22 protein-coding genes and 1 tRNA gene are annotated in these 24,459 nt (G+C 54.5%); 11 read left to right on the forward strand and 12 right to left on the reverse strand.

Annotation, left to right across the window (positions count from 1 at the left end):
• Positions 1 to 125: 125 nt before the first annotated feature.
• From dppF to QVF11_RS06100, 9 genes are all read right to left on the reverse strand, one after another.
• Positions 126 to 1,139 (reverse strand): dipeptide ABC transporter ATP-binding subunit DppF, encoded by a 1,014-nt coding sequence (gene dppF / locus QVF11_RS06060; protein ID WP_154682437.1) that lies wholly within the window; start codon positions 1,137 to 1,139, stop codon positions 126 to 128.
• Positions 1,136 to 2,119, reverse strand: coding sequence for a dipeptide ABC transporter ATP-binding protein (gene dppD / locus QVF11_RS06065; RefSeq protein ID WP_112215993.1), 984 nt, complete (start codon positions 2,117 to 2,119; stop codon positions 1,136 to 1,138). Before dppD ends, dppF begins: the two co-directional genes overlap by 4 nt.
• Before the next feature lie 10 nt (positions 2,120 to 2,129).
• Complete coding sequence (dppC, locus tag QVF11_RS06070; protein ID WP_142465468.1) at positions 2,130 to 3,032, reverse strand: dipeptide ABC transporter permease DppC; 903 nt, start codon at positions 3,030 to 3,032, stop codon at positions 2,130 to 2,132.
• Positions 3,033 to 3,041: 9 nt separating this feature from the next.
• Positions 3,042 to 4,061 carry a dipeptide ABC transporter permease DppB gene (gene dppB / locus QVF11_RS06075; RefSeq protein ID WP_112215991.1) on the reverse strand — a complete coding sequence of 340 codons (1,020 nt, stop codon included), beginning with the start codon at positions 4,059 to 4,061 and terminating at the stop codon, positions 3,042 to 3,044.
• Positions 4,062 to 4,224: 163 nt separating this feature from the next.
• Entirely contained in the window at positions 4,225 to 5,832 is a 1,608-nt protein-coding gene (dppA, locus tag QVF11_RS06080) for a dipeptide ABC transporter periplasmic-binding protein DppA (RefSeq protein ID WP_287855691.1), read from the reverse strand.
• 704 nt (positions 5,833 to 6,536) lie between these two features.
• Positions 6,537 to 6,613, reverse strand: a tRNA-Pro gene (locus tag QVF11_RS06085).
• A 90-nt stretch (positions 6,614 to 6,703) separates the two neighbouring features.
• Positions 6,704 to 8,395 (reverse strand): kdo(2)-lipid A phosphoethanolamine 7''-transferase, encoded by a 1,692-nt coding sequence (gene eptB, locus QVF11_RS06090; protein WP_112215989.1) that lies wholly within the window; start codon positions 8,393 to 8,395, stop codon positions 6,704 to 6,706.
• Between the two features lie 238 nt (positions 8,396 to 8,633).
• Positions 8,634 to 9,836 (reverse strand): L-lactate MFS transporter, encoded by a 1,203-nt coding sequence (locus tag QVF11_RS06095; protein ID WP_142513406.1) that lies wholly within the window; start codon positions 9,834 to 9,836, stop codon positions 8,634 to 8,636.
• A gap of 239 nt (positions 9,837 to 10,075) precedes the next feature.
• Positions 10,076 to 10,720 carry an autotransporter outer membrane beta-barrel domain-containing protein gene (locus QVF11_RS06100; RefSeq protein ID WP_287855695.1) on the reverse strand — a complete coding sequence of 215 codons (645 nt, stop codon included), beginning with the start codon at positions 10,718 to 10,720 and terminating at the stop codon, positions 10,076 to 10,078.
• A 160-nt stretch (positions 10,721 to 10,880) separates the two neighbouring features.
• On the opposite strand from QVF11_RS06100, the gene tag reads away from it, so the two are divergent.
• Positions 10,881 to 11,462, forward strand: a complete 582-nt coding sequence (gene tag / locus QVF11_RS06105) for a DNA-3-methyladenine glycosylase I (protein ID WP_112215986.1) — start codon at positions 10,881 to 10,883, stop codon at positions 11,460 to 11,462.
• Entirely contained in the window at positions 11,440 to 11,886 is a 447-nt protein-coding gene (locus QVF11_RS06110; protein WP_112215985.1) for an N-acetyltransferase, read from the forward strand. The genes tag and QVF11_RS06110 overlap by 23 nt, the downstream gene beginning before the upstream one ends.
• Here the strand turns inward: QVF11_RS06110 and QVF11_RS06115 are convergent.
• Entirely contained in the window at positions 11,849 to 14,179 is a 2,331-nt protein-coding gene (locus tag QVF11_RS06115) for a molybdopterin guanine dinucleotide-containing S/N-oxide reductase (RefSeq protein WP_287855698.1), read from the reverse strand. The genes QVF11_RS06110 and QVF11_RS06115 overlap by 38 nt on opposite strands.
• A 166-nt stretch (positions 14,180 to 14,345) precedes the next feature.
• Between QVF11_RS06115 and QVF11_RS06120 the strand changes: the two genes are divergently transcribed.
• The 6 genes from QVF11_RS06120 to ghrB all read left to right on the forward strand — a co-directional run bounded on the left by QVF11_RS06120 (position 14,346) and on the right by ghrB (position 20,295).
• Positions 14,346 to 15,008 (forward strand): OmpA family lipoprotein, encoded by a 663-nt coding sequence (locus tag QVF11_RS06120; protein WP_142513408.1) that lies wholly within the window; start codon positions 14,346 to 14,348, stop codon positions 15,006 to 15,008.
• Positions 15,009 to 15,099: 91 nt separating this feature from the next.
• Positions 15,100 to 16,116 carry a LacI family DNA-binding transcriptional regulator gene (locus QVF11_RS06125; protein ID WP_112215982.1) on the forward strand — a complete coding sequence of 339 codons (1,017 nt, stop codon included), beginning with the start codon at positions 15,100 to 15,102 and terminating at the stop codon, positions 16,114 to 16,116.
• Between the two features lie 108 nt (positions 16,117 to 16,224).
• The gene (locus QVF11_RS06130; RefSeq protein ID WP_112215981.1) at positions 16,225 to 16,974 is read left to right on the forward strand and encodes a sugar phosphate isomerase/epimerase family protein; all 750 of its coding nucleotides are present in this window, start codon (positions 16,225 to 16,227) and stop codon (positions 16,972 to 16,974) included.
• Between the two features lie 3 nt (positions 16,975 to 16,977).
• Complete coding sequence (locus tag QVF11_RS06135; protein ID WP_112215980.1) at positions 16,978 to 17,916, forward strand: sugar kinase; 939 nt, start codon at positions 16,978 to 16,980, stop codon at positions 17,914 to 17,916.
• A gap of 102 nt (positions 17,917 to 18,018) precedes the next feature.
• Positions 18,019 to 19,299 carry an MFS transporter gene (locus QVF11_RS06140; protein WP_112215979.1) on the forward strand — a complete coding sequence of 427 codons (1,281 nt, stop codon included), beginning with the start codon at positions 18,019 to 18,021 and terminating at the stop codon, positions 19,297 to 19,299.
• 24 nt (positions 19,300 to 19,323) lie between these two features.
• Positions 19,324 to 20,295, forward strand: a complete 972-nt coding sequence (gene ghrB, locus QVF11_RS06145) for a glyoxylate/hydroxypyruvate reductase GhrB (protein ID WP_287855701.1) — start codon at positions 19,324 to 19,326, stop codon at positions 20,293 to 20,295.
• Positions 20,296 to 20,345: 50 nt separating this feature from the next.
• Here ghrB and QVF11_RS06150 read toward each other — a convergent pair whose 3' ends face one another.
• Positions 20,346 to 21,056 (reverse strand): DUF3053 domain-containing protein, encoded by a 711-nt coding sequence (locus QVF11_RS06150; RefSeq protein WP_110276247.1) that lies wholly within the window; start codon positions 21,054 to 21,056, stop codon positions 20,346 to 20,348.
• 441 nt (positions 21,057 to 21,497) lie between these two features.
• On the opposite strand from QVF11_RS06150, the gene QVF11_RS06155 reads away from it, so the two are divergent.
• The 3 genes from QVF11_RS06155 to cspE all read left to right on the forward strand — a co-directional run bounded on the left by QVF11_RS06155 (position 21,498) and on the right by cspE (position 23,858).
• The gene (locus QVF11_RS06155; protein ID WP_142513412.1) at positions 21,498 to 22,856 is read left to right on the forward strand and encodes an MFS transporter; all 1,359 of its coding nucleotides are present in this window, start codon (positions 21,498 to 21,500) and stop codon (positions 22,854 to 22,856) included.
• A gap of 238 nt (positions 22,857 to 23,094) precedes the next feature.
• Positions 23,095 to 23,385, forward strand: coding sequence for an HTH-type transcriptional regulator (locus QVF11_RS06160; protein ID WP_112215976.1), 291 nt, complete (start codon positions 23,095 to 23,097; stop codon positions 23,383 to 23,385).
• Positions 23,386 to 23,645: 260 nt separating this feature from the next.
• Positions 23,646 to 23,858 carry a transcription antiterminator/RNA stability regulator CspE gene (gene cspE / locus QVF11_RS06165; RefSeq protein WP_110276250.1) on the forward strand — a complete coding sequence of 71 codons (213 nt, stop codon included), beginning with the start codon at positions 23,646 to 23,648 and terminating at the stop codon, positions 23,856 to 23,858.
• 50 nt (positions 23,859 to 23,908) lie between these two features.
• Here cspE and yidD read toward each other — a convergent pair whose 3' ends face one another.
• On the reverse strand, positions 23,909 to 24,295 hold the full coding sequence (gene yidD / locus QVF11_RS06170) for a membrane protein insertion efficiency factor YidD (RefSeq protein ID WP_287855704.1): 387 nt from the start codon (positions 24,293 to 24,295) through the stop codon (positions 23,909 to 23,911).
• Positions 24,296 to 24,459: the final 164 nt, after the last annotated feature.

Genomic DNA, 24,459 nt, shown 5'->3' on the forward strand with positions numbered 1-24,459 from the left:
GAGCCGGAGAAAGCACCGGCAACTAAAAATGATTGCAGACGTTCACAGTATCTACTAAACCGCTGACGGCTGTGAACTTGTAGCCCCCCGCCGCCGGGGGCTATACCTGATTCAGGATACAAAAGTCAGCTCAGCGGCTTCTCGCCGTTTTGATCCTGATCGACGGCAAAGCAGGCCACCAGTTGGCCGCCATAATCCTTCAGCTGCGGCTGAAGCTGGGTGCATGGGCCGAAGCGGCGACGGCAGCGGGCGTTAAACGCGCAGCCCGGAGGCGGATTCAGCGGGCTTGGCAGCTCGCCGGTCAGCTTGATACGCTCACGACGATCGTCCGGGTTCAGGCGCGGCGTCGCTGACAACAGCGCCTGAGTATACGGATGCTGCGGGTTGTTGAAGATTTGGTCCTTCGACCCTTTCTCCACGCAGCGGCCTAAATACATCACCATCACTTCGTCAGCAATGTGCTCCACCACCGACAGGTCGTGGGAGATAAAGACGTAAGAAAGCCCCAGCTCCTGCTGTAAATCCATCATCAGGTTCAGCACCTGCGCACGCACCGAAACGTCCAGCGCAGAAACCGGTTCGTCGGCGATCACCACGTCCGGATCAAGCATCAGGCCGCGAGCGATAGCAATACGCTGACGCTGACCGCCGGAGAACATATGCGGATAGCGATCATAGTGCTCCGTTTTCAGGCCCACTTTCGCCATCATCGCCAACGCTTTCTCACGCCGCTGCTCTTTGCTTAAGCTGGTGTTGATCTGCAGCGGCTCTTCCAGAATCTGCCCCACTTTTTTACGCGGGTTCAGCGAACCGTACGGGTTCTGGAACACAATCTGGATTTTCTGCCGACGCAGCTTCTGCGCCTGCGGATCGTGCTTAAGCAGATCCTGCCCCTGGTAGTAAAGCTCGCCACCGGTGGGAATTTCAATCATCGTTAGCAGACGACCGAGCGTCGACTTGCCGCAGCCGGATTCACCGACAACTGCCAGCGTTTTGCCGCGCTCAAGGGTAAACGAAACGCCGTCCAGTGCTTTTACCAGGCGTTCCGGGGCAAATAGCCCTTTCTTCACCGGATAGTATTTTTTCAGATCGGTGGCCAGCAACAGAGGCTGTTGCGTGGTGGCCTCATGCGTACTCATAGCCCAGGCCTCCCGGCATCATCAAGTGGGTAATGACATTTTGACTGGCGACCGCCGCTCAGCAGGTTCAGTTCAGGTTCTTCGCTGCGGCATTTGTCTGTTGCATAGGGGCAGCGTGGGTTAAGCAGACAGCCGTTCGGGCGGTCGTATTTCCCCGGTACCACGCCCGGCAGCGAAGCCAGCCGCGCTTTATCCTGAGCAAACTCCGGCAGCGCGCGCAGCAGCGCCTGGGTGTACGGGTGGCGCGGCGCGCGGAAGATATCCTTCGCATCGCCGGTTTCCACTACCTGACCGGCGTACATCACAATAATTTTGTGCGCCGCTTCGGCTACCAGCGCCAGATCGTGAGTAATCAGGATCAGCGCCATATTCTCTTTCTGCTGTAGTTCCAGCAGCAGCTCGATGATCTGCGCCTGGATAGTCACATCCAGCGCCGTTGTGGGTTCATCGGCAATCAGCAGCTTTGGCCGACAGGCAATGGCCATCGCAATCATCACACGCTGACTCATCCCACCGGAAAGCTGGTGCGGATAGACATCAAGACGAGAAGCCGGATCGGGAATACCGACCAGCGTCAGCAGGTCAATCGCCCGCTGGATACGCGTTTTCTTGTTGCCGCCCTGATGCACCTTGATGGCTTCCATAATCTGGTAACCCACGGTGTAGCACGGGTTGAGGCTGGTCATCGGGTCCTGGAAGATCATCGCCACTTCCGCGCCCACCAGTTGGCGGCGCTCTTTTTCGGAAATACGCTTCAGGTCGCGCCCGTTAAATTCCAGCTTTTCAGCCATTACCCGACCGGGGTAGTCAATCAGGCCCATAATCGCCAGCGAACTGACCGATTTACCCGATCCTGATTCACCGACGATGCCGACCACTTCACCCTGATTTACGCTGTAGCTCACGCGGTCTACGGCGCGGAACGGTGTCCCTTCGTCTCCGAAGTGCACCGATAATTTATCTACATTTAATAACGCCATCTCGAACCTCTTACTGCTTCAGTTTGGGATCGAGCGCGTCACGCAGACCGTCACCCATCAGGTTAAATGCCAGCACCGTCAGCAGGATCGCGACACCCGGGAAGGTGACGACCCACCAGGCGCTCTGCGCGAACTGCAACACGTCGGAGAGCATCGTGCCCCACTCCGGTGTCGGCGGCTGCGCACCCATGCCAAGGAAGCCAAGAGCAGCCATATCGAGAATGGCGTTAGAGAAGCCCAGCGACGCCTGAACAATTAGCGGTGCGAGGCAGTTAGGAAGAATATTAACGAACATCTGGCGCATCGCCCCGGCGCCCGCCACACGAGAAGCAGTCACGTAGTCGCGGTTCACTTCCACCAGTACCGCAGCGCGGGTCAGACGTACGTAATGCGGCAAGGCGACAAAGGTCAGGGCCAGCGAGGCGTTGACGATTGAGGGGCCGAAGATAGCCACCAGCACCAGCGCCAGCAGCAGGCTCGGCAGGGCCAGCATAATATCAACAACGCGCATGATGACAGAATCAACAACGCCGCCGAAGTAGCCCGCAACCAGACCAAGCACCACGCCGAGGATCAGCGACAGCACCACCACCAGACAGCCGACCAGCAGCGACAGGCGCGCGCCGTACATCAGACGCGACAGGATATCGCGGCCAACGTCGTCGGTACCGAGCAGATGGCTTATGCTCCCGCCATCCTGCCAGAACGGCGGGGCCAGCAGCGTATCGCGGAACTGATCCGCCGGGTTATAGGGCGCAATGAAGTTGGCAAACACGGCGATAAAAATCATGACCGCCACGTAGACCAGACCCACGACGGCGCCTTTATTGCGTTTAAAATAGTGCCAGAACTCCTGCAGAGGGGTCATCGGCACCGGCGCTGCAACAGCTTTATTTTCAGTAATTTGTGACATGGTGGCCCCTTACTTCTTATGCCGGATACGCGGGTTCACCACGCCGTACAACAGGTCTACCAGCAGGTTGACGAGGATGATCATCGTCGCGACCAGCAGTACCCCACCCTGCACCACCGGATAATCGCGGCGCTGCAGCGCGTCAATCAGCCAGCGGCCAAGGCCCGGCCAGGAGAAGATGGTTTCGGTGAGGATAGCGCCCGCCAGCAGCGTACCAACCTGTAGCCCGATTACTGTGACCACCGGCAACATCGCGTTGCGCAGAGCATGAACGATGATCACCCGCATACGCGTCAGCCCTTTGGCGCGCGCGGTACGGATATAATCCTCACCCAGCACTTCCAGCATCGACGAGCGGGTCATACGCACAATCACCGCCAGCGGGATGGTGCCCAGCACCACGGCAGGCAGAATCATATGCATTACCGCATCGATAAAGTCGCCCGGCTCACCCCAAATCGCGGTATCAATCAGCATAAACCCGGTCAGCGGGAGGGTATCGTCAAGGAACACGGTATCGCTGATACGCCCGGAGACCGGCGTCAGGTTGAGTTGTACCGACACCAGCATAATCAGCATCATGCCCCACCAGAAGATAGGCATGGAGTAGCCGGTCAGCGCGAGACCAACCGAGGTGTGATCGAAGATAGAGCCGCGTTTGACCGCTGCCAGCACGCCTACCGGGATCCCAACGGCGACGGCGAAAATCATCGCGCAGACGCCCAGTTCCATGGTGGCCTTAAAGCGCGGTACGAACTCTTCCCATACGGGAATACGGCTTTTCAGCGAGATGCCCAAATCACCGTGCATCACGCCCCAAATATAGTTGACGTACTGCTGCCACATCGGCTTATCAAGGCCCATCTCGGCCAGCAGCTGCGCGTGACGTTCAGGGGAAATTCCACGTTCGCCCGCCATAATCATCACCGGGTCACCGGGGATCATATGGACAAAGGCAAAAGTGAGAAGGGTAATACCGATAAATGTTGGGATGACAAGTCCCAAACGTCGGAGAATGAACTGCAACATAACCCGGATTCTCTCTAGTGACGGCCCGCCTGGTGACGGGACGTCTGTATTGCTCACAAAAGTAAACGCCCTCTCACCACAGGGGGAGAGAGTAAGGGTGAGGGGGCGGCTTCTCCACCCTCACCCCAGCCCTCTCCCTCAAAGGAGAGGACCGTATTGCTTATTATTCGATAGAGACGTTATCGAAGTGGTGTTTACCTAATGGATCGACCACGTAGCCTTTGACTTCTTTACGTACTGGCTCATAGACGGTGGAGTGAGCGACGATCAGCGCCGGAGCCTGGTCATGCATCACCACCTGAGCTTGTTTGTACAGCTCAATACGCTTGTTGTGGTCGTCGGTTGCGCGAGCCGGTTGAATCAGGTCTTCAAACGGCTTGTAGCACCAGCGAGAGTAGTTAGAACCATCTTTCGCCGCCGCGCAGCTGAACAGGGTGGCGAAGAAGTTATCCGGATCCCCGTTATCGCCGGTCCAGCCCATCATCACGGTCTGGTGTTCGCCCGCTTTCGCGCGCTTCAGGTACTCACCCCACTCGAAGGTGACAATCTTGGCCTGAACGCCCACTTTGGCCCAGTCAGCCTGAATCATCTCTGCCATACGGCGTGCGTTCGGGTTGTACGGACGCTGTACCGGCATCGCCCACAGGTCAATGCTGAAGCCTTTTTCCAGACCCGCTTCTTTCAGCAGCGCTTTCGCTTTCTCTGGATCGTAGGTGTAGTCTTTAACATCGTCGTTATAGCCCCACATGGTTGGCGGGATCAGGTTCTTCGCGGCCTGGCCTGCGCCCTGATAAACGGCTTTGATAATCGCTTCTTTATTTACCGCGTAGGTCAGCGCCTGACGAACTTTGACATCATCCAGCGGTTTCTTCTCGGTGTTAAAAGAGAGGTAGCCGACGTTCAGACCTGGCTGCTCCATCAGAGTGATGTTTTTGTCTTCCTTCATGCGCGCGATATCTGCCGGGTTCGGGTACGGCATCACCTGGCACTCGTTTTTCTGCAGCTTAGCGTAGCGCACGGAAGCATCAGGCGTAATGGAGAAGACAAGACGATCGATCTGCGGCTTGGTGCCCCAGTAGCCCGGGAAAGCTTTATAGAGAATACGGGAGTCTTTTTGATATTGCAGCAGCTGGAATGGGCCGGTACCGATTGGGTTCAGGTCCACTTTCTCCGGCGTACCGGCTTTCAGCATGTTGTCGGCATACTCTTTTGACAGGATAGAAGCAAAGTCCATCGCCAGATCGGCGAGGAACGGAGATTCCGGACGAGTTAGCACGAACTGGACGGTATTATCGTCCACTTTCTTCACTTCGCTAATCAGGTCGGAAAGCCCCATCCCTTCGAAGTATTCATAGCTGCCGCCAGACACTTTATGGTACGGGTTGTTGGTATTTTTTTGTCTGTCGAACGAGAAGACGACGTCATCGGCGTTCAGCGCACGAGTCGGTTTAAAATCTTTATTATCCTGCCACTTCACGTCTTTACGCAGATGGAAGGTATAGGTTTTACCGTCTTCGCTGACTTCCCATTTCTCGGCCAGGCCCGGAATAACTTCCGTGGTGCCGGTTTTGAATTCAACCAAGCGGTTATAAATCGGCACTGAGCTGGCGTCATAGGTGGTGCCAGAGGTGAAGAGCTGCGGGTTAAAGCCTTCCGGCGAGCCTTCTGAACAATAAACCAAGGTTTTCGCTTGTACGCTTGCTGCGACGGTCATGGCAACCAGGCTCAGACCAAGCTTCAGCATCCCTGACTTTTTCAAGGAAATACTCATTATTCTGCTCCAAATGTGATGTTGTTTGCATTGCATATATCCGCCAGACCTTTATTTATGTTTTACCCGGTCCGGTCGGTGATGCCCGAAGGCGTTGAGAGAGATGGGGATTCCTTTCGCAAAAACGACTGAGTTGCAGTACGGATTCTCCATGAAATGCCCCTCATGCCCTACAATCTGTCAACAGAATGGGTAAACGTCAATACAGCCAACCTGGTTTTACATCCGGGGTGAGAATCAGCGGGCAAAGATTAAAAAAAGTGCACAGCCCTATTTCCAGCAGAGAAATTTATGCTAGCGGCTAATAGACAGAATAAATCCCTTAATATTTTTCGAGATATAGTGATAAGCAATTATGGGAAATGGTAAAAATTTCTTGCGATGTGACCAATATGTGAGCGATAAATAGCGCGAACGTTAAAACGCACAGCGGAAAATGCTGAAGTTATCCATAAGCTTCGCGAAAAAAGATCGGACTATATATAAAAAAATACAATGGAAGATGTCACAAAATAGCGAATAAGCGGCAGGAAATGGGGATGGGCGAGCTTTTTCACACTCTTAGTAGGCTGCATATTTTCCCGGAGGCGGTGCTACGCACCTGTCCGGGCTACCGGCCCGTAGACGACAGTGAACCTGTAGCCGGAAATTTAGCGGGGCTACAAATGCAAAAAAGCCTGCTCGTTGAGCAGGCTTTTCAAATTTGGTCGGTGATAGAGGATTCGAACCTCCGACCCCTTCGTCCCGAACGAAGTGCGCTACCAGGCTGCGCCAATCACCGAATGCGGGGCGCATCTTACTGCTGAGATGCAAACCCGTCAATGCCTTATTATGAAAAATTCACTTAAGCGGCGAGAATCTCACCACTGTGTTAATCCTTCTTCTTCGCCGCTGTGTCAGGAACGTGACACCAGTTGTTATACTGGTTAATCCCACCATCCGGCGAGGTGTAGCCAAGGCAACCCATGATGGTGTCATACAGCTCAACGTGACGGCGCGGTACCTTCATTGCAGCCTGCTGTTTCAGGTGCGCAAAAGAAGCCGCATGGTCAGGCGATTCCAGATACTTATCCGACATCCACACCAGCATCGGCACACGGAACTGCTCCGGCGGCGCCATCTTGCGCGGCGTACCGTGGAGGTGCTCACGCTCGTTGATGGACTCACCGTGGTCAGCCGCGTAGAAAACAATCGCTTTCTTATCCCGCAGTTGGTCCAGCACGCTGACGATAAAGTGATCGACATAGGTCACGCTGTTATCGTACGAATTAATCAGCTCAGCCTTCGAACACTTGTTATCAACGCCCACGCATTCCGGCTGCCATTGGGCAAAGCTGCGCGGATAGCGCTGGGTATAGTTAAAGTGCGAGCCTTTAGTATGCAAAATAATCAGATGCTTACCGTTTGGATTCTTCGCCAGCCCGCGCTGCATCTCGTCAACCAGTAGCATGTCGTCAACGCTCTTACCGCGGTTGCGCGGCTCAGCGCCAATCTGCTCGCGATAGGCAATATTGTTAGCCATTGTGTTGCTGTAGAACCACATCTCGCTCTGCATCGCATACAGGTCGCCGGTAAAGCCAAGTTGATGCAGGACCGCGAACACGTTCTGCTCTTTCAGCGTCCGCTGTGGATTATCATCCGCCCCGCCCTGACGCACAAACATGCAGCGCAGCGACAGCTTCGTGGCGGTATCGCAGGAGTAGCCGCGGAAGGCGACCAGGTTTTTCTCCTGCGCCAGCTTCGGCGTAGTGTTCCGGTTATAACCCAGAATGCCCATATGATCCCAGCGGGTGGTTTCGCCGATGATAAACACCACATAGGTGTCATCCAGCCCTTCAGGCGCGACGTAGGTGAATTTCTTTGCTGGGTTAATCAGGGATTTATTATCTGAAGACTCATCGACCTGCGCCCAGGCATACAACCCTAGCGCCGAAAGCCAGTTAGACGGCAGATAAGAGTTGGCCACCACCCCGCCGTAGCTTGGCAGATCAACCTCTGAGCTACGTTCAAAGTTCTTCTGACGGACTTCCAGCAGGCGAATTGGTCCCCAGACCATCAGACCGGCCAGCACCACGATGGTAATATTCTTCATCCGCTGACCAGGCGTACGAATTTGCCGTAACAGCGTGAAGCGGCAGCGGTTACTCCAGATAAGCAGCAGCGGCAGCGCGCTCATCAGTACCAGCCAGAGAATCAGATGCCAGCCGATGACCTCTCTGGACAAGTCGATGTCCGTCGTCATCACCGACGCAATAATCCCATAGCCAATCACAACGTTCAGGAAGGTCATGTAATAACTGGCAGCGGCAGAGAATATAACAACTAAGGTTGCAAGGATGCGCCAGATACGGCGTCCAAATAGCGACAAAATACGCAGCAGGAAGAAGGTGACCAGCGCGGTCCCTACCAATTCTACTGCACCTGAGAGTCCTTTCCAGATGGTAAATTCCTGAGCGTAACCTTCGAAGCGACGGAAGAATACGGCAGCGTTCATAAACCAGCCGATGTACAGCGCCAGCCAGATACTGAGCTTCAGCTGCGTCATCGTTTTAATGTATTTCATGCAAAAAACCTGGAAAACGAAGAGATAAAACCGCCCGACTTAAGCGATATAAGTAAGCAGGTTAATAAAGTGCGTTTAGCTTGGTTATAAGAAACCTCTACAAAGCGCGCTAAGTAGACCACAGCAGAAGGAAAAAGTATCAGGAGGGAATGTGATCCAACCAAACATTTACAAAACATTTGGTTGGATAGGCACTATTTGCTTAGGTGATTAATCAGGAATACGACGACGCCCCACTTCAGGCATGGGCCTCGCGATAAACCTCGCTTTTCGGCTGGCGAATGGTGGTAGAAAGCGCCAGAGAAAGAATCAGCAGCGCGAAGATAACGCAGAAGGTCACGTAGAAACCGCCGAACAGGGAAGCAATCAGCGAACCACAAATACTACCAATACCAAAGCCCAGATAAATCACACCGTAGTTTTTCGCCAGGTTATTCAGGCCAAAGAACTCGCTAATCAGTGATGGGAATACGGTAATCGTCCCGCCGAAATTGAAAGCGACACAGGCAATGGCGGCGAAGAAGGTGATAGCGTTAAGCGGTGCGAACAGCAGCGCGGCCATACCAATGAGCGACACAACCTGGCCGATGGTAATCACCCGGATACGCGAGATTTTATCTGACAGAATACCCAGTACCAGACGACCGCTAAGGTTGGCAATGGAAATCACGGTGACCGCATTTGCTGCCGTTGTGATATCAAGATGCACCATCCCCTGAGCAATATCTTTCGCTACCCCAATCACGTACAGGCCACTCATGCAGGCAGTCAGGAACATCACCGCCAACATCCAGTACTGCGGTTTACGCATCGATTCGGCAAGAGTGAAGTCATTTTCAACAACTCCATTGCTTGCGGTGGCGGTATGGTTTGGTGCATCAGTCATCAGCGTCGCGCCAAAGACAATCATCACCAGCACAATAGCGCCCCAGATGATAAAGGTTTTCTCAAGACCGACCGTCGCCAGCAGATGGGTATCAATAAATTTAAAACCGAGACTGCCGAGGCCATAAGAACCGATAGAGAAGGCCGAAATCAGTCCCTTACGTTCCGGAAACCATTTGACGCAGTTCGACAGCGTCAGCAGATAACCTGCGCCGTCCGCCAGCCCCACCAGCAGGCCCGCGCTCAGCCACAGCATCATCAGGCTATTCGAGTGAGCGGTAAGGAAGAAACCGAGGCCCAGCAGAACGCCGGAAGCCATGGTGACGCGTTTGACGCCAAAACGTTCCTGTAATTTACCCGCAACGGATGAGGAGAGCGCCAGGCCGAGGCTTAACAGACCAAATGAGAACGCCACCTGGCTCACCGGCTCATCCAGCTTGGCGGAAAGAGAACTATTGAACAAACTCCATGTATAAACCGATCCCAGCGCGAATTGCGTAATGATAGTGCCGAGCAGCGTAAGCCAGCGGGTGTATTGACGGTTTGCAGCGTTCATAGCAGTTGTCCTGAAGAATTAACTGCCGCCACAATAACGAAGCCCCCGGTAAACCAGGGGGGAAAAGGCATGAGCTGCCGCCACCACGGAATGAAATGCATTAAAGGCGGAATGAATGACATTGAAAAACATTCACGCCTTAAATAATTTCCAAAAAGTTAGTACCTGCTATCGCAGGAAGGTGCTTCATTCCTGTGATTGATAAGTTAAATAATTGCATCATACATGATGCGGATAAATTAAAAATTGGCGCTCACCCCCATCAGATAGAGATAATTCGCCCCGGTGGGCAAATTATCCGCCTGCGACAGCGCCGCCCAGGCGGCAAGATGGGAGTTGAGCGACATATCCGCACCGAAGGTCACATCTCGCCAGGCTCCTTCCTGCGTGCGATTCGCGCCCACAGGATCGGCTGAGAGCGTCTGGTTATAGCTCACCTGCGCCCACGGGTGAACACCCCACAGTTCCTGATAATCGACCCGCCAGCCCAGCGTATTCACGTAGCCAGTTCCGGTAGCATTACGGGAATCAGGAGGCGATGTCAGATCGCTGCGTAAACTGGCTACCGGGCCGGAGGTGATACCGTTTGCCAGAGCGAAGTTCCAGCCGACGCTCATGCCATGTACGTTATCTGGTGGCGATACCGCCTGGTTGAACGCCAGGCCAGCAGGATCATCGGACGCATTGATCCGCTCCGCAAGAATATCTTCGTAGCGCGGTTGGTGATCGCTATCCCATGTATAGCGTTCCGGAGTATTACTTCTTGTATCGATAGCGATATATTCCTGTTGCCAGGCATTCGCTCCGGCAACACACGACGCCCAGACGGATACGCACGCCGGGATGATAAACCCCCGGAGGCCATTGCATTTCTTTATTATCATTAATGCGACTCCAAAAAGAGCCGAAACGGCAAGGTTGCTGTGTTTTTTTATGGGGGTGTCTTATCCCCGTGTTGGCAATAATAACCCTGTATTAACTATTATCTTTATCTTTCAGCCGTCAAGGTGAACAGACAACTTTTATGACAAAAGGGAGAGGCAAATGGAACGTTGTGGATGGGTGAGTCAGGATCCTTTATACATTCAGTACCACGATAGCGAGTGGGGCGTCGCGGAAAAGAACCCTGCCCGGCTGTTTGAAATGATTTGCCTTGAGGGTCAGCAGGCAGGGCTGTCGTGGATAACGGTGCTGAAAAAACGTGAAAACTATCGCCGTGCCTTTCACCAGTTCGACCCGGTTCGCGTGGCGGCCATGGATGAGGCGGATGTTGAACGCCTGGTTCTTGATGCTGGTATTATTCGCCACCGCGGGAAAATTCAGGCCATCATCGGCAACGCCCGTGCTTTTCTGGCGATGGAAAAAAATGGCGAGCCTTTCGCAGATTTTGTCTGGTCGTTCGTCGACAATCATCCTCAGGTCACCGCTGCGGCGACGCTGGCAGAAATCCCCACCACCACTCCAGCTTCCGACGCTTTGTCGAAAGCGCTGAAAAAGCGGGGTTTTAAATTTGTCGGTTCGACTATCTGCTACTCCTTTATGCAGGCCTGTGGCCTGGTCAACGACCATGTTACCGGCTGCTTCTGTCACCCCGGAGGTCAGGATGATCCGCAATTGGGACGCTAACGATACTGGCCCGCTAATCGAATTGTGGCTGGAAAGTACTATTTATGCGCATCCGTTTATCGCCGAGAGCTACTGGCATGACAGCATCGCGATAGTGCGGGATGTGTATCTTCCCGCCGCCTGCACTTGGGGTTGGGAGCAGGACGGCGTGCTAAAGGGCTTTATCAGCGTGATGGAGTCGCGCTTTATCGGTGCGTTGTTCGTCGCGCCTGATGCCGCCAGGCAGGGCATCGGCAGCGCGTTGATCAATGAAGTCAAAAAGCACTACGACTGGCTAAGCCTTGAGGTATACCAGAAAAACGTCCGGGCAGTGAATTTCTACCATGCACAGGGCTTTCGCATTGAAGACTGCGCATGGCAGGATGAAACCCAGCATCCGACCTGGATTATGCATTGGTCGGCGGATCAAATGCCGTCAGCGTAAGCGCGGGTCCGGTATATTTTTCCAGCCAGGCCAGCGCCGTATTTCCGGCGCAGCCGTTGCCCAGCCGCGATGTCGGAATGTCTTTGGTCAGGACGTTCACCGCACCGTTTTTGCAGATACCCGCCAGGGCGTCAAGATCGGGCCACGCCCCTTCATGTAAACAGATGACCCCTGGACGAATGCCGTCGGTCACCACCGCACCGGCCAGCACCTGGCCGCGCGAATTCCACACCCGAACCAGATCGCCATCGGCGATATTGCGCGCCTGCGCATCCTGCGGGTGAAGCGTTAGCGGTTCACGGCCCGCCACCGCGTACTGCTCGCGCAGCGAGGTATGGTTGAGCTGGCTGTGAAGACGATGCGCCGGATGTGCTGACAGCACCTGTAGCTGACCTTCCTGCGCGTTGCCGTGCCACTCATCCGGCTCCAGCCACATGGGATGCGGCGGGCAATCCGGATAAGCAAAACCGGCGATAGTTGAGGAGTGAATCTCAATTTTGCCACTGGCGGTCTTCAGCGGATTCGCCTGCGGATCGGCCCTGAAGGCGGAAAAACGGGCAAAACGTGCGTTCTCTGGATTTTCCGGCATCTCAATCAGCTGATTCGCCTGCCAGAACTGAGCGAACGGCGGCAGCGTCACCTGTTGCGCAGCCCCGCGCTGGGCGGCAACCTGGTAGAACGTCTCCAGCCACTGCACATCGCTTTTCCCTTCAGTAAAGCGTTCACGACCGCCCTCTTCCCAGCGTTCGCTGAGGTCGGCAAACACATCGAAATCATCGCGCGCTTCATCGCGCGGCGCGACCACCCGCTTCATCGGCACCAGATGCTGGTTGCTGTAATCGCCAGTCATGGTCATATCGTTGCGTTCAAAGGAGGTGGTGGCGGGCAACACAATATCGGCATGGCGCGCCGCCGCGGTCCAGAAGCATTCGGAAATCACGATAAGCTCCGGCTTCTGCCAGGCGCGAATCAGTCGATTGGTATCCTGATGATGGGTAAAGTTAGCGCCGCCCGCCCACCAGATAAAACGAATATCCGGGAAGCTGCGCTCCATACCATTGTGCTGATAAGCCGCTCCGGGGTTTTCCAGCGCCTCGACGATGCGGGCGACCGGAATTTTTTCTACCGCATCGGTGCCGCCCGCCACGCTGCCCTGCATTGAAGCCAGCACTGCAGCGCGGCGCGTGGGGTTGCCGCCGTTGGCAAAATGGTAGGAAAGGCCAAAGCCCCCGCCCTCGGTACCAATCTGCCCGAGCATCGCCGCCAACGTCACCAGCATCCAGTGTTTTTGCTCACCAAACTGCTGACGCTGCATCCCCCAGCCGGACATCAGCATAGTCGTGTTTTCGTGGAATAATTTTGCCAGTTCGCGAATTTTATCCGCACTAACGCCGCAGATCGCCGCCGCCCACTCTGCCGTTTTTGGCGTCCCATCGCTTTCACCGTTCAGATAGCGGGCAAAAACATCATAGCCGCTAGTACAGCGGGCCAAAAACTCGTCATCCTGCCAGCCGTTTTCCACCAGCGTATGGGCGATGCCTAGCATCAACGCAACGTCGGTGCCCATATGCGGGGCGATCCACTCCGCCGCATCGCCAAAAAATTCCGCCGTTTCCGATCGCATCGGATCGATGCAGATCACTCGTTTCCCGCTCTGACGCAATTGGTCGAACCATGGGACCCCCTGCTCATCGGAGGCATTCCAGGCAATTTTCAGCGTATTCAGCGGGTTGGCGCTCCACAGCACCACCACATCGCTATGCTCAAGCACCATCGGCCAGCTGGTCTGCTGTTGATAAACCTCATTGCCGCCGACCACGTACGGCATGATCGCCTGCGCTGCGCCGGTGGAATAATCCCCCAGATGCCCGGTATAGCCGCCCGCCAGGCTCATATAGCGCTGAAGCAACGTCGCCGCTTTGTGCAATACGCCGTTGGATCGCCAGCCATAGGAGCCAGCGAAGATAGATGTCGGGCCATAGCTATCACGAATACGTCTATGCTGAGCGTGAATCAAATCCAGCGCCTGTTCCCAGCTCACCCGCACGAACTCATCCTGACCGCGCACACCCTGCGGACGCTCCGGCGAAGCGAGAAACCCTTTACGCACCATCGGATAACGTACGCGAGTTTTGCTGTGCACCTGGTCGCGTACTGCGGTTTGTAGGGAGTTAGCGAAAGGCGTGTCAATTGCCCCTCGCGATGAGATGACATTTTCGCCATCGGTTTCGACCAGCATGGGCCCCCAGTGGGCTGCGGTGAGGATGGTTTTGGTGGCAGATGAGGTTGGCAAAGCAGGCTCCCGGTCAGCGATAGCAGGTGTGATGACGGCCTGTTATTCGGCCGTTCAATGTTATTTACAAATTGAGATGCTCTTTGTGGAATTTTCTCCGTCTTCGGGCGTCATAATCAACCGTCACGGTCGCTGTGGCAAAGAATAAAAAGGATTAAGGAATAAGATGAAAAAACGCGTACTCATGATTGCGGCTATCGTTAGCGGCACACTGGTCATCTCAGGCTGTACCACCAACCCTTACACCGGCGAGCGCGAGGCGGGTAAATCCGGCATCGGCGCAGGTGTCGGTTCGTTAGTCGGCGCGGGTATTGGCGCACTCTCCTCCTCAAAACATGACCGTGGTAAAGGCGCGCTGATCGGCGCGGCGGCAGGGGCAGCGTTGGGTGGTGGCATCGGCTACTACATGGACGTGCAGGAAGCGAAACTGCGCGAGAAAATGCAGGGAACCGGGGTGAGCGTGACGCGAAATGGCGACAACATCGTGCTGAATATGCCAAGCAACGTGACCTTTGATAGCAGCAGCGCCAACCTGAAACCAGCGGGTGCTAATACCCTGACAGGGGTGGCGATGGTACTGAAAGAGTACGAGAAAACTGCCGTCAACGTCGTTGGCTACACCGACAGCACAGGCAGCCAGGAGCTGAATATGCGTCTCTCCCAGCAGCGTGCCGACAGCGTCGCCAGCGCGCTGATCACCCAGGGCGTGGCGGCAAACCGCATCCGCACCACCGGCATGGGTCCGGCTAATCCGGTCGCCAGCAATAGCACCGCAGAAGGTAAGGCGCAGAACCGTCGCGTCGAAATCACCCTTAGCCCGTTGCAGTAACTCCCCTTTGCCCGGTACTCGCCGGGCAAAATGCTTGATATAGCGGATTTTCGCGCTAAGGTGTGTGCAGATTTCAGCAAAGGAAGCCACCATGGCGAAAGCGGCGCGAGCAACCATCAGCGATGTGGCGAAAGCCGCAAAGACCGGCAAAACCAGCATTTCACGCTATCTGAACGGCGAAAAGCATCTGCTTTCCGACGATCTGTTAGGGCGAATTGAAAAAGCGATTGCCGAGCTCGATTACCGTCCTAGTCTGATGGCCCGCGGCCTGAAGCATGGCCGCACCCGGCTGATTGGCCTGATCATCGCTGATATCACCAACCCCTACTCCGTCAACGTGCTCAGCGGCATCGAGGCCGCCTGTCGCGAAAAAGGCTTTACCCTGCTGGTGTGTAACACCAATAACGAACTGGACCAGGAACTGCACTATCTCGACCTGCTGCGCAGTTACCAGGTGGAGGGGATTGTGGTCAATGCAGTCGGGATGCGTGAAGACGGTCTAAACCGGCTACAGCAGTCGGCGCTGCCGATGGTGCTTATCGACCGCAAAATTCCTGAGTTCGCCTGTGATGTCGTCGGTCTCGATAATACCCAGGCCGCCACCACCGCCACCGAACATCTGGTGGAAAAAGGCTTTGAAGCGTTGCTGTTCCTCAGCGAACCCCTCGGTTCAGTGAACACTCGCCGCGAGCGCCTGAGCGCCTTTCGCAACACGCTCCAGCATCATGCAGGCATCATCGCGGAAAATGCCGAAGTCCCGCTCAACGATGGCGCGATGCTCGACAACGTCCTGCGCTATTTCCACTCCCACCACCGTGGAATGCGCAAGGCGGTGATTTCCGCCAACGGCGCGCTGACCCTGCAAGTTGCGCGCTCTCTTAAGCGCATTGGCCTGATTTGGGGCAGCGATATTGGCCTGCTGGGCTTCGATGAGCTGGAGTGGGCCGAGCTGGCGGGCGTGGGGATTACCACCCTCAAGCAACCGACCTGGCAGATTGGCTTCGCCGCCGTCGAACAGGTGGTGCGCCGGATTGCTGGTAGCAATGACCCGGTCTGTGAACGCGTGTTTTCCGGCGAGCTAATCGTCAGAGGCTCCACCTCCCGCTAACGATCCTTCGTGATGGCGATCATAAATTGAACATCTTAACCTTTGCTTTGGAACCGATACCATCTAGCGTAATAAACAACGCATTATATAATCGCCGGGAGTGTTGGGATGGCCAGAAAAATTATTGTCGTAACCGCCGCGTACGGGAATGACCACGTTAAGGCGCTGGGTGGACAGTCCGCCGTACTGCCGTTTATCGCTGGTTCCGGTGCGGACGGCGTAGAAATTCGCCGCGAACTGTTTAGCGCTGATGAACTAAATCGCCTGCCACAACTCGCCGCTGACATTGAGCATCGCGGCCTGCTGGCCTGTTACTCCGCGCCAGAAGCCCTGTTTGCCGTTGACGGATCGCTCAACCCGCATCTCGCCGGATTTTTACAGGAGGCGCAAACTCTCAACGCGCTGTGGCTGAAGCTCTCATTGGGCCACTTTACCCGTCATGACGACCTCGAAACCCTGCGCGATATTCTGCAGGAGAGCGGAATGGCACTGGTGGTGGAAAACGATCAAACCGACTGCGGCCACCTGGCGCCGATGCAGCGCTTCAAAGCCGCCTGCCGGGTTAACCAACTGCCGATCACCCTGACCTTTGATATGGGCAACTGGTTGTGGGTCGGCGACTCGCCGGAAGAGGCCGCACGCCAGCTGGCTCCTGCCGTCAGCTATATTCACGTCAAGGCAGCCGAGCCGCATCGTTCGCATTTTCGCGCCGTACCGCCGGACGAAGCGTCCGACCGCTGGCTGGCGCTGCTCGACAAGCTGCCCGCCGATGCCCCACGCGGGATCGAATTTCCGCTGACTGGCCATGACCTGACGGCCGTGACCCGCCGCTACGTCAACCTGCTACGTGAGGATTAAATTATGCAGAAAGCGTTAGATGTCATCACCATAGGCGAAGCCATGGCGATGTTTGTCGCTACCGAAACCGGTGAACTGGCTGATGTCGAACATTTTATGAAACGCGTGGCGGGTGCGGAGCTGAACGTCGCCACCGGCCTGGCCCGCCTGGGCTTAAGCGTCGGCTGGGTGAGCCGCGTCGGCGAGGATAGCTTTGGCCGTTTCGTTCTCAATACGCTGGCGAAAGAGGGTATCGACGCATGCGGCGTAAGCAAAGATGGCCGCTACGCTACCGGTTTTCAGCTGAAATCTAAAGTCGAAAATGGAACCGATCCCATTGTGGAATATTTCCGCAAAGGTTCCGCCGCCAGCCATCTTTCGCCGGATGATTTTAACGAAGCGTATTTCGCCAGCGCTCGTCACCTGCATTTAAGCGGCGTGGCAGCCGCGCTGTCGGAAAGCTCGTACGCCCTGCTGGATCACGCGGCACGTACCATGAAGGCTCAGGGAAAAACTCTCTCATTCGACCCCAATCTGCGTCCGACGCTGTGGAAAAGCGAAGCCGAGATGGTGGAAAAACTGAACCAGCTTGCTTTTCAGGCCGACTGGGTTCTGCCCGGCTTAAAAGAAGGGATGATTCTGACCGGTCAGCAGACACCGGAAGCCATCGCGGACTTCTATCTCACCCGCGGCGTGCGCACGGTGGTAATTAAGACCGGTTCTGATGGTGCCTGGTATAAAACTGCCGATGGCGAACAAGGAGCCGTGGCGGCGATAAAAGTAGATAACGTCGTCGATACCGTCGGCGCAGGCGATGGTTTTGCCGTCGGGGTCATTAGCGCCCTGCTGGAAGGCCATCCACTGCGCCAGGCGGTACAACGCGGTAATAAAATTGGTTCGCTAGCCATCCAGGTCCAGGGGGATAGCGAAGGATTACCCACCCGCAAAGCGCTGGGCGAATAATCCGGTTCAGCACAATGTCATAGCCGTCCTGTACCCTACATACAGCGCGGCGTAACGCACCTTATCGATGATGAATGTCACCTCACTAACAGAGGCAAGTCTATGAAAAGCTCGACGAATGCAACAAAACGCTGGTGGTACATCATGCCTATCGTGTTTATCACGTATAGCCTGGCGTACCTCGACCGCGCCAACTTTAGCTTCGCTTCGGCGGCGGGAATTACTGAAGATCTGGGCATTACCAAGGGGGTTTCTTCCCTGCTGGGGGCGCTGTTCTTCCTTGGCTACTTCTTCTTCCAGATCCCCGGCGCCATTTATGCGGAACGCCGCAGCGTGCGCAAACTGATTTTTATCTGCCTGATTCTGTGGGGCGGCTGTGCCTCGCTGACCGGGATGGTGCACAACATTCCCGCGCTGGCGGCGATCCGCTTTATTCTTGGCGTCGTTGAGGCGGCGGTGATGCCGGCGATGCTAATTTACATCAGCAACTGGTTTACTAAATCTGAACGTTCGCGGGCCAATACCTTCCTGATCCTCGGCAATCCGGTCACGGTACTGTGGATGTCGGTGGTTTCCGGCTATCTGATTCAGGCCTTAGGCTGGCGTGAAATGTTTATCATCGAAGGTGTCCCGGCGATCCTTTGGGCTTTCTGCTGGTGGGTGCTGGTGAAGGATAAACCATCCCAGGTGAACTGGCTGGCCGAAAGCGAGAAAGCCGCGCTACAAGAGCAACTGGAACGTGAACAGCAGGGTATTAAAGCCGTACGTAACTACAAAGAAGCCTTCCGCTCACGCAACGTTGTTCTGCTGTGCATGCAGTACTTCGCCTGGAGCATCGGGGTTTACGGCTTCGTTCTGTGGCTGCCGTCGATTATCCGCAGCGGCGGCGAAAATATGGGTATGGTCGAGGTTGGCTGGCTCTCATCCGTTCCTTACCTGGCAGCGACTATCGCGATGATCGTTGTCTCGTGGGCATCCGATAAAATGCAGAACCGTAAGCTGTTCGTCTGGCCGCTGTTGCTGATTGCCGCCTTTGCTTTTATGGGGTCCTGGGCCGTTGGCAGCGATCATTTCTGGGTGTCTTATATTCTGCTGGTTATTGCCGGTGCGGCGATGTACGCCCCGTACGGGCCTTTCTTCGCCATCATCCCTGAAATGCTGCCGCGTAACGTGGCCGGGGGCGCGATGGCGCTGATCAACAGCATGGGTGCACTCGGTTCGTTCTTCGGTTCATGGTTTGTGGGCTACCTGAACGGCACCACTGGCAGCCCGTCAGCATCGTACATTTTTATGGGAGTGGCGCTTTTCGCCTCGGTATGGCTTACTCTGATTGTTAAGCCTGCTAACAATCAAAAACTTCCACTTGGCGCACGTCACGCCTGAACCCTTAACACAACGGAGATCCGCATGAAGCCGTCAGTTATTCTCTACAAAACGCTTCCCGACGACCTGCAACAGCGTCTGGAACAACACTTTACCGTCACTCAGGTCAAAAACCTGAGTCCGGAGACCGTTTCGCAGCACGCCTCGGCGTTCGCTGAAGCGGTAGGTCTGCTGGGTTCCAGCGAAAAAGTCGATACCGCGTTACTGGAGAAAATGCCGAAGCTTCGTGCGACCTCAACCATCTCCGTCGGCTACGACAACTTCGACGTCGATGCGCTGAATGCCCATAAGGTGCTGTTGATGCACACCCCGACCGTGCTGACCGAAACCGTCGCCGATACCGTAATGGCGCTGGTGTTAAGCACCGCACGTCGGGTGGTTGAAGTTGCCAACCGCGTGAAGGCTGGAGAGTGGACCAAAAGCATCGGTCCGGACTGGTTTGGCAACGATGTGCATCACAAAACCCTCGGGATCGTCGGCATGGGTCGTATCGGGATGGCGCTCGCCCAACGTGCGCATGCGGGCTTCGGCATGCCGATTCTCTATAACGCTCGCCGCCAGCACCCGCAGGCGGAAAAGCGCTTCAACGCCCGCTATTGCGATCTCGACACCCTGTTACAGGAAGCGGATTTTGTCTGCCTGATCCTGCCGTTGACTGAAGAAACCCATCACCTGTTTGGTAAAGAACAGTTTGCCAAAATGAAATCTTCCGCCATCTTTATCAACGCCGGACGCGGTCCGGTGGTTGACGAGAAAGCGCTGATTACCGCCCTGCAGGAAGGTGAAATTTATGCCGCCGGGCTGGATGTGTTTGAACAAGAGCCGCTGGCGAAAGATTCCCCACTATTAAGCCTGCCGAACGTCGTCGCGGTGCCGCATATTGGCTCAGCAACGCATGAGACTCGCTATAACATGGCGGCCTGCGCAGTGGATAATCTGATTGATGCCCTGAACGGCAAAGTCGAGAAGAACTGCGTGAATCCGCAGGTGAAGTGAGAAAAGAAAACCCGGGCCAGGGTCAAGCCGTGCCCGGGTTGTCAGAACCGTTAACGGGTTGCGTTAACTGCCGCAGTCCATGCCTGGTTAAAGGCCTGGTGCTGAGCGGCCAGCGGCCCAATCAGCGTATTATACTGACTGGCCTGCTGTGAAGTCGGGAACTGAATACCGTTCGCCACGAAGCTCACCTGTGCTTCCTGCTGAGCAACAAAATCGCCCACCTGCACCAGCTGCTGGGTAAATACCTGCGCGGCTGGAATTAGCGGCTGTAGCGCATTCGCCGGTGCGGTCACCACTTTGTTATAAACCTGGTCAAAGACCGGCTTGAGATCGTCACCCTGTTTCAACGCACCATGGGCAGCGTCCGCCTGCATTTTTGCGTTTTCCAGCTGTTGGCTTAATACACCTAAAGCGCCGTTTGCCTGACGTAGCGGTTCACGCTGAGTCATATAATCCTGCGGGACACGAATCGCATTTACGCTATCAACCACCGGACGCAGACCGGCATCCATCGCCTGGCTCACTTGCTGTGAATAGCCATAAATCACCGCATAATCGGAGACGAAAGGCCCGAACTGTTTTTTCTGATCGGCGGTCAGCGTTGGCAGACGTTCGCCGCTACGCATTGCCGTATTTTGCAGGAAGTCGATGAACGCTTTGCGCTGATCGCCTTCTTTATCAAAACATCCACTCAGGCTAACCACCATTAACAGGGCTGCAATAGCCGCAAACCAGCGAGAGCAGGACTTTCCTGTCGCCATTTTTTTACTCCTTTCAGCCAAAAAAAGCGCAAACAGACACACACGTGCCAGACGCTGACAAGGATAGTCCAGGTCGGCCTTGCAGGATACCTTTTCCTGACAATCTTCCTCCTTAAAATGCCGGTTATCGCTGTTTTAGCGCGCAATAATATCGTCTGTTAAGTGCATCACAATTACCGCCATCCCTGGCCCAGGCTAAGATCGAATTAACAAACTGATTTTATTTAAATTTATTGCGTATCTTTGCTTTTATATCAGCAAAGCGGACGATAATCGCACGCTTCCCGACTAGCCTGCATTGCCTGAAATGCCGTTCGATGATTTTATTAAATGAGCGATTAACGACATTTCGTTCGATAATCGCACAAACAACATCAACGCCCGCGAGGGAGATAATAATAATCTATTGCTGTCCCCCGCTCTGCCTGCCAGGAATGCCGCATGAAGAAAACAACCATCGATATTCAGGCTTTTATCAATGAACATCCCTTCACGAAATACCAGTGGATGATTCTGGCCTTATGTTTTATCACCGTCGCTATGGACGGGTTCGATACCGCGATAATCGGCTTTATTGCCTCCGACCTTGTACAGGAATGGGGGGTCGAAAAGTCAGCGTTAGGCCCGGTGATGAGCGCCGCGTTAGTGGGGCTTGCCGTCGGCGCGCTGACAGCCGGACCGCTAGCCGACCGCGTTGGGCGTAAGAAAGTGCTGATTATGTCAATCGTGGTTTTCGGTAGTTTCAGCCTGCTAACCGCCTTTGCTACCAGCCTCAATCAATTGACGCTACTGCGTTTTCTGACCGGTCTTGGTCTGGGTGCCGCCATGCCAAACGCCGCGACGCTGATGAGCGAATATGCCCCCGAGCGCCGTCGGGCGCTGATGGTTAACCTGATGTTTGTCGGCTTTCCGATGGGCTCATCGCTGGGAGGTTTCCTCTCCGCCTGGATGATCCCTCACTACGGCTGGCAAAGCGTGCTGGTGCTTGGTGGCGTGATGCCGCTGCTGTTAGCGGTAGTGCTGATGTTTCTCTTACCCGAATCAGCGCGATATATGGTGGTCAAGCAGCAACCTGCTCAGCGTATCGCCGCTATCCTGCGCCGTATTGCCCCCATCCCCGAACAGGCCGAGTTTGAACTACGCGAAGCGGGCCAGGTAAAAGAGAAATCGGCCATTGGGGTGATTTTCTCACCACGCTATGCCGTGGGGACCGTAATGCTCTGCCTGACCTACTTCATGGGCCTGCTGATTTTCTATTTACTGACCAGTTGGCTGCCGCTGTTAATTCGCGAAACCGGCGCAACCATGAGCCAGGCCTCGATTATTACCGCGTTGTTCCCGCTGGGTGGCGGCATTGGCGTGCTCATCCTCGGCGCATTGATGGATAAGATCAACCCGAACAAGGTCGTCGCCGTAGGTTGGCTGCTGACCGGAGTATTCGTTTGTCTGGTCGGTTTCTCAACCAGCAGCCTGCTGTTGATGGGTGTGATGGTGTTTATCGCGGGTAGTATTATGAACGGCGCACAATCGTCGATGCCTGCGTTAGCTGCTGGATTCTATCCAACACAAGGCCGCGCGACTGGCGTTGCCTGGATGCTGGGCATTGGGCGCTTTGGCGGCATTCTTGGCGCATTTAGCGGCGTATTCCTAATGGAAGCTCAGCTATCATTCGAGACTATTTTTACTCTATTGGCCATCCCGGCGTTCTTGTCCGCCATCGCACTGTTGGCGAAATACAAACTGAGCCAACGACAATCCACGGCCCCACAGAGTGAAGTCGATAAGCTGCAAAAGGCGTAATCCATAAGGCCAGCGGGAACGCGCTGGCCTTTTCTGCTTTTCTTCTTAATTGTTTACAATAATTTTCTAAACAGGCTGGCGCCATTATTAATCATCATCTTACCCAGACCATGACCCATCAGAAGAAACCGCGTCGGCAAATAATCACCTACGTGATCATTCTTAGATCTTTTTTGCGACTATTCTTAAGAGGCTCTACAAATTTCAACCTCCGCTGTATGAAAGAGAGGAGCTCTCAATGGAATATAAAGATCCCGTATTTGAATTAATGAGCAACCTGGAACAGATTATTTTTAAAGATCAAGCACAGGCGGCAACCCTGACGCGCAAGTCCGCCACATTCAGCGAATTTGAACAGCTACGCAAAGGTACCGGGCTCAAGATAGATGATTTCGCTAATGCCATGGGCGTCAGCATAGCAATGGTACAAGAGTGGGAATCGAGACGCCTGAAACCCTCTTCCACCGAGATGAAATTAATGCGCCTTATTCAGGCGAACCCACAGCTTTCAAGACAGATCATCGACTAACAATTTAGGCTATACTTCGTTCAGGCTGACGGTCCTGTTAAGGACCGTTTTTAAGCCAGTGAAAAAAAAGTTTGCTATCACGGCGCGAAAATGCGTTAATGCTCGCAGGTTTGATTTAAAGACCACAGAGTATTCGAATAGAGCAGTCCTTCAAAGGTTATCGTTGATACCCCGGTAGTGAACTTTCCCTTTATCGCTTCAAATCTGTAGTCCAGACCGTAACGCCGAAAGGCTCATTTATTTTTTAAAGGTAATTCGCTATGTCCGGTAAAATGACTGGTATCGTAAAATGGTTCAACGCTGACAAAGGTTTCGGCTTCATCACTCCTGACGATGGTTCTAAAGACGTGTTCGTACACTTCTCTGCTATCCAGAACGAAGGCTACAAATCTCTGGACGAAGGTCAGAAAGTTTCCTTCACCATCGAAAGCGGCGCTAAAGGCCCGGCAGCTGGTAACGTAAACAGCCTGTAAGCTTAAAAAGCTCAAAATTTCAAGTCCCTGCCAAACGGCGGGGATTTTTTTTATCTGCGATAACCTTTAAAACGCAGGGAAGAGCAGTCACAGGGACACTCCAAATCTGGCAGAGGGATTTTCGGTAATGAATCCGGCAGATAAGTGCAACACTGGCCATCACAGCCCGAAAGGCCACAATCATCACACTCCTTTTTACGTTTCGGATCGTCTTTAGGCTTTTGTTTTTGCAAATTTTCAGCCGCAAGCCGACAGTCACTGAAACGCTGACGAATCGCCCCCCAACCGCCAATCACACCTTTCTGTTGGATAATCTCTTTGACCGCCCCCGAGCATCCTTGCGTATGATGCAGAGCGCCATAAGCACAGCGATATCCTTTACGGGGAGAGATAACACGCTGATAGAAAACGATGAATTTCAAAATCAGGTTGTTCATATAGGCCTTTTATGCCGGATGCGACATGAACGGCAATAATAACCACCATTTCTATAAGACTAATATAAATGGATTCTCAAAAAATAATTTGCTCAATCGAGAATCCATCTATCTCTATTCAATACATGCCAGCAAACCAGCCGCTTTCCCGCCACTCAAGAAAG

It is taken from the genome of Klebsiella sp., from assembly GCF_027492335.1.
Taxonomy (GTDB): Bacteria; Pseudomonadota; Gammaproteobacteria; order Enterobacterales; family Enterobacteriaceae; genus Klebsiella; species Klebsiella huaxiensis.

Excerpts from the sequence above, each read along its gene's own strand:
- QVF11_RS06130 (WP_112215981.1), top strand. The coding sequence starts at position 16,225 with ATGGCCAGAAAAATTATTGTCGTAACCGCCGCGTACGGGAATGACCAC.
- yidD (WP_287855704.1), bottom strand. The coding sequence starts at position 24,295 with ATGAACAACCTGATTTTGAAATTCATCGTTTTCTATCAGCGTGTTATC.
- tag (WP_112215986.1), top strand. The coding sequence starts at position 10,881 with ATGGAACGTTGTGGATGGGTGAGTCAGGATCCTTTATACATTCAGTAC.
- cspE (WP_110276250.1), top strand. The coding sequence starts at position 23,646 with ATGTCCGGTAAAATGACTGGTATCGTAAAATGGTTCAACGCTGACAAA.
- QVF11_RS06150 (WP_110276247.1), bottom strand. The coding sequence starts at position 21,056 with ATGGCGACAGGAAAGTCCTGCTCTCGCTGGTTTGCGGCTATTGCAGCC.
- eptB (WP_112215989.1), bottom strand. The coding sequence starts at position 8,395 with ATGAAATACATTAAAACGATGACGCAGCTGAAGCTCAGTATCTGGCTG.
- ghrB (WP_287855701.1), top strand. The coding sequence starts at position 19,324 with ATGAAGCCGTCAGTTATTCTCTACAAAACGCTTCCCGACGACCTGCAA.
- QVF11_RS06095 (WP_142513406.1), bottom strand. The coding sequence starts at position 9,836 with ATGAACGCTGCAAACCGTCAATACACCCGCTGGCTTACGCTGCTCGGC.
- QVF11_RS06110 (WP_112215985.1), top strand. The coding sequence starts at position 11,440 with ATGATCCGCAATTGGGACGCTAACGATACTGGCCCGCTAATCGAATTG.
- dppA (WP_287855691.1), bottom strand. The coding sequence starts at position 5,832 with ATGAGTATTTCCTTGAAAAAGTCAGGGATGCTGAAGCTTGGTCTGAGC.
- QVF11_RS06120 (WP_142513408.1), top strand. The coding sequence starts at position 14,346 with ATGAAAAAACGCGTACTCATGATTGCGGCTATCGTTAGCGGCACACTG.
- QVF11_RS06160 (WP_112215976.1), top strand. The coding sequence starts at position 23,095 with ATGGAATATAAAGATCCCGTATTTGAATTAATGAGCAACCTGGAACAG.
- QVF11_RS06140 (WP_112215979.1), top strand. The coding sequence starts at position 18,019 with ATGAAAAGCTCGACGAATGCAACAAAACGCTGGTGGTACATCATGCCT.
- QVF11_RS06100 (WP_287855695.1), bottom strand. The coding sequence starts at position 10,720 with ATGATAATAAAGAAATGCAATGGCCTCCGGGGGTTTATCATCCCGGCG.
- dppC (WP_142465468.1), bottom strand. The coding sequence starts at position 3,032 with ATGTCACAAATTACTGAAAATAAAGCTGTTGCAGCGCCGGTGCCGATG.
- dppD (WP_112215993.1), bottom strand. The coding sequence starts at position 2,119 with ATGGCGTTATTAAATGTAGATAAATTATCGGTGCACTTCGGAGACGAA.
- QVF11_RS06155 (WP_142513412.1), top strand. The coding sequence starts at position 21,498 with ATGAAGAAAACAACCATCGATATTCAGGCTTTTATCAATGAACATCCC.
- dppB (WP_112215991.1), bottom strand. The coding sequence starts at position 4,061 with ATGTTGCAGTTCATTCTCCGACGTTTGGGACTTGTCATCCCAACATTT.
- dppF (WP_154682437.1), bottom strand. The coding sequence starts at position 1,139 with ATGAGTACGCATGAGGCCACCACGCAACAGCCTCTGTTGCTGGCCACC.
- QVF11_RS06125 (WP_112215982.1), top strand. The coding sequence starts at position 15,100 with ATGGCGAAAGCGGCGCGAGCAACCATCAGCGATGTGGCGAAAGCCGCA.
- QVF11_RS06135 (WP_112215980.1), top strand. The coding sequence starts at position 16,978 with ATGCAGAAAGCGTTAGATGTCATCACCATAGGCGAAGCCATGGCGATG.